The organism is uncultured Fretibacterium sp. (assembly GCF_938040765.1).
Classification (GTDB): Bacteria; Synergistota; Synergistia; order Synergistales; family Aminobacteriaceae; genus CAJPSE01.
Genome location: NZ_CALIAA010000071.1, coordinates 1 through 3460 on the forward strand (window position 1 = coordinate 1; position 3460 = coordinate 3460).

Below are 3460 nucleotides of genomic sequence, written 5' to 3' on the forward strand. Positions count from 1 at the left end.
TCCTCCGCGTCTTCATGGCCTACCGGCCCCTGGCCGCTCCCATCGTCGTCCCCCCACAGGAGCTGACGCCCTTCGTCCGCAGGGGCTTCACCCTCGTCGAATGGGGCGGCCAGGGACCGGACGGGGCGATTCGATAGAAGCGAGCTTAACGGCACAAGATCGGATTGGGCCAAGTGAGGAGGAGTGGTTGTTTCGGCCCCTGCAAGGGAGGCTGAAAGACCGGCGTTTCTCTCTTCTCTCGGAACAATCTGGTCGTCGTGTAACCTATTTATACGAGGAAGGAACTCGATGAAAGGAATCATGATCCAGGGCACCAGCAGCGACGCCGGAAAGAGTTTTCTGGTGACGGGGCTCTGCCGCCTGCTGGCTGACCGGGGCGTTCGCGTGTGCCCCTTCAAGTCGCAGAACATGTCCAACAACTCCTGCGTCACATGGGACGGGATGGAGGTCAGCCGGGCGCAGGCCGTGCAGGCCGAGGCTGCGCGCCTCCGGCCCGAGACCTTCATGAACCCCATCCTCCTGAAGCCGCGCCGGGACACCTGCTCGGAGATCGTACTGGAAGGCCGGGTCTTCGAGGCCCCGGCGGACCGGGATTACTACCGGACCTTCACCATGACCCACGGCCTCTTGGCGGTGCGGCGCGCGCTGCGGCACATCGCCGGGCACTTCGACGCCGTGGTGATCGAGGGGGCGGGCAGCCCCGCCGAGGTGAACCTGAACGAGACGGAGATCGTGAACATGCGCATCGCCCGCGAGGCGGACGTCCCCGTCCTGCTGGTGACGGACGTGGACCGCGGCGGGTCCCTGGCCTCGGTCGTCGGCACGCTGGAGCTGCTGGGGGCGGATCGAAAGCGGGTCAAGGGCGTGATCTTCAACAAATTTCGCGGTGATCCCGCCCTCTTTGCCCCCGCCGTGGAATGGCTGGAGGCCCGCACGGGCGTCCGGGTCATCGGGGTGATGCCCTGGGTGGAGGGGGCGTCCATCGCGGGCGAGGACTCCCTGGGCCTCCGCTGGGGCCGGGGCGGGCGGGGGGCGCTGTCGGTCGGCGTGATCCGATTCCCCGGGATCTCCAACTTCACGGACCTCGACCCCTTCGAGTCCGAGCCGGACGTGGATCTCGTCGGCCTGGATTCCGGGACGCCGCTCAAGATGCTGCGCTCCCTCGACGCGGTGATCCTCCCGGGCTCCAAGAATTCGATGCGGGACATGAGCTGGCTTCGTGAGACGGGCCTCGCCGAGGCGCTGCGCGCGTTTGCGGATGCGGGCGGGTTCGTCCTCGGACTGTGCGGGGGCTATCAGATGATGGGGCGCAGGCTGGAGGATCCCGATCTGCGGGAGAACTCCGAGCTGCGCGGGATCGACGGCCTGGGGCTTCTGCCCATTGTGACCGAGTTTCGGGCCGGGGTCAAGACGACCGTTTGCGTCTCGGGCGCTCTGAACCCCAAGCTGAACCCCAACCCGAACCCCGCGGAGGCCCCCCTCCCCGTGGAGGGGTACGAGATTCATTTCGGACGGACGGTCCCCGACACGGGGGCGTCCGGCGAGCCCCTTTTCATCCTGGCGGATGGACGTACGGAAGGGCTCGGGACGGAGGACCTCCGGATCGCGGGAACGTATCTGCACGGCGTCTTCGAGAACGACCGCTTCCGGGGCCTGTGGCTCAACGCCCTCCGGCGCGCCCGCGGCCTGGAGGAACGGCCGGCCGCCGACACCGCGGGCCGAAAGGAACGAGCCTACGACGCCCTCGCCGCGGCGGTCGAGCGGCACCTTGACGTCAACGGAATCCTCGGGTTCATGGGGCTTTCATAGAAGCGTGTCAGCGCACGTTCCCCAAGTGGACGTGCCGCAGCTTTCCCCGCGCCCGGTCGGCCAGGGAGTACAGGAGCTCCGTGTCCGTCGGCGGTGCGAAGTGCCGCCAGGCGGGAAAGCAGCGCGAGAGGTGCAGGGGGACGGAGGGGGACAGGGCGGCGATCCAGTCCGTCATGGCGTCGAAGCCCTCCCCCGTATCGACGAGCCCGGGGACGACGAGGTGCGTCAGCTCCACGTGCACGCCGCCCCGCACCCAGGATGCGATATTGGCCTTCACGGCGTCGAGCGAACCTCCCAGACGCCGGTAACGCTCCGTATCGAAGGCCTTGAGGTCGACGTTGGCCGCATCGGTGCAGGTCAGGAGCTCCATGGCTGCCGGCTCAAACATGACGCCGTTCGTGACGAGGACGACGGCGATCCCGTTCTCCCTCAGCAGCGGGGCCGCCTCGAGGATATACTCCGCCTGAAGCGTCGGCTCGTTGTAGGTGAAGGCCACGGACGAAAGCCCGAGGTTTCGGACCTCCAGCGCCAGCTCCTCGGGCCGCAGGGCGGCCGCCGCACGAGAGAGTGCCTCCGGGCGTTCGGGGTGGGCGATCTCATGATTCTGACAGAAGGGACAGGCCATCGTGCAGCCCACGCTGCCCAGGGAATAGATGAGGGTTCCCGGCCTCCAATGGGCCAGGGGCTTCTTCTCGATGGGATCGACGGCCCGCGCGCAGAAACGGCCCAGCCAGGGGGAGACAAGGGTCCCGCGCGCGTTCAGGCGAACGCCGCAGAAGCCGGCCGCGCCGCTCCGCAGTGTGCAGCCGCGGAAACAAAGCGTACAGCGTACCGCGTCGCCCTCCTCGCGGGTCCACCATCGCGGCGTAATTCTCCTCTCCTCCAAAGTACGGTCCCTCCTTTCGCCGTTGGTCCCTTTTGTCCGAGGGGTACAAAAAACGCCGCTCATCGCGGCGTTTTTTTGCGGAATATCCAAGCGGTCCCGGCTACTTCGCGGCCAGCTTCATCTCCTGAATGGCCTGTGCCAGACGGGACACCCCCTCCTCGATCACGTCGGGCTTCGAGAAGGTGTAGTTGATCCGCGCGGCGTGGATGCCCGCCTCGGGGTTGATGCAGAACGGAGCGCCGGGCAGGATGGCGACCTTCTTCTCCAGGGCCTTCCTGGCGAGTTCCCCGCTGTCGATGTTCCCCGTGTTCAGCCAGTAGAAGAAGCCGCCCTCGGGCTTCACCCAGGTGATCCCCTGAGGCGCGAGATGCTTCCGGAAGCTCTCCTCCATGGCGTCGCGCTTCACCCGGTAGTCCTGGACGATGTTCGGCAGGTGGGAGTCCAGGTAGCCCTTGCGGCAGTACTCGTAGGTCAGCACCTGCGTGATGGGGCTGGAGCAGAGGTCGACCGCCTGCTTGAAGACCGCCATCTGGCGGATGATGTCCTTGGGGCCGCTGACCCAGCCGATGCGCACGCCGGGGGAGAGGATCTTGGAGAAGGACCCTGCATAAATGGTGTTGCCCGCCTTGTCGAAGGAGAAAATCGACGGCAGGTGTTCGCCGTCGAAGCGCACGTACCCGTAGGGGTCGTCCTCGAAGATGGCGAGGCCGTAGCGCTCCGCGATCGCGGCCAGCTCCTTGCGCCGCTCCACGGTCATGGTGGCCC

At 66.8% G+C, this 3460-nt stretch carries 3 protein-coding genes; 1 reads left to right on the forward strand and 2 read right to left on the reverse strand.

Going from position 1 to position 3460, the window contains the following annotated elements; all coding sequences use genetic code 11:
* The first annotated feature begins 288 nt into the window (after positions 1-288).
* A complete protein-coding gene (locus tag Q0176_RS02695) occupies positions 289-1809 on the forward strand; it encodes a cobyric acid synthase (protein WP_299299007.1) in 1521 nt (506 codons plus the stop codon).
* Positions 1810-1816: 7 nt separating this feature from the next.
* Here Q0176_RS02695 and amrS read toward each other — a convergent pair whose 3' ends face one another.
* Both amrS and Q0176_RS02705 read right to left on the reverse strand, forming a co-directional pair.
* Entirely contained in the window at positions 1817-2695 is an 879-nt protein-coding gene (gene amrS / locus Q0176_RS02700) for an AmmeMemoRadiSam system radical SAM enzyme (protein WP_299299009.1), read from the reverse strand.
* 100 nt (positions 2696-2795) lie between these two features.
* On the reverse strand, positions 2796-3460 hold a 665-nt coding region (locus Q0176_RS02705), incomplete at its 5' end, for a PLP-dependent aminotransferase family protein (RefSeq protein ID WP_299299011.1).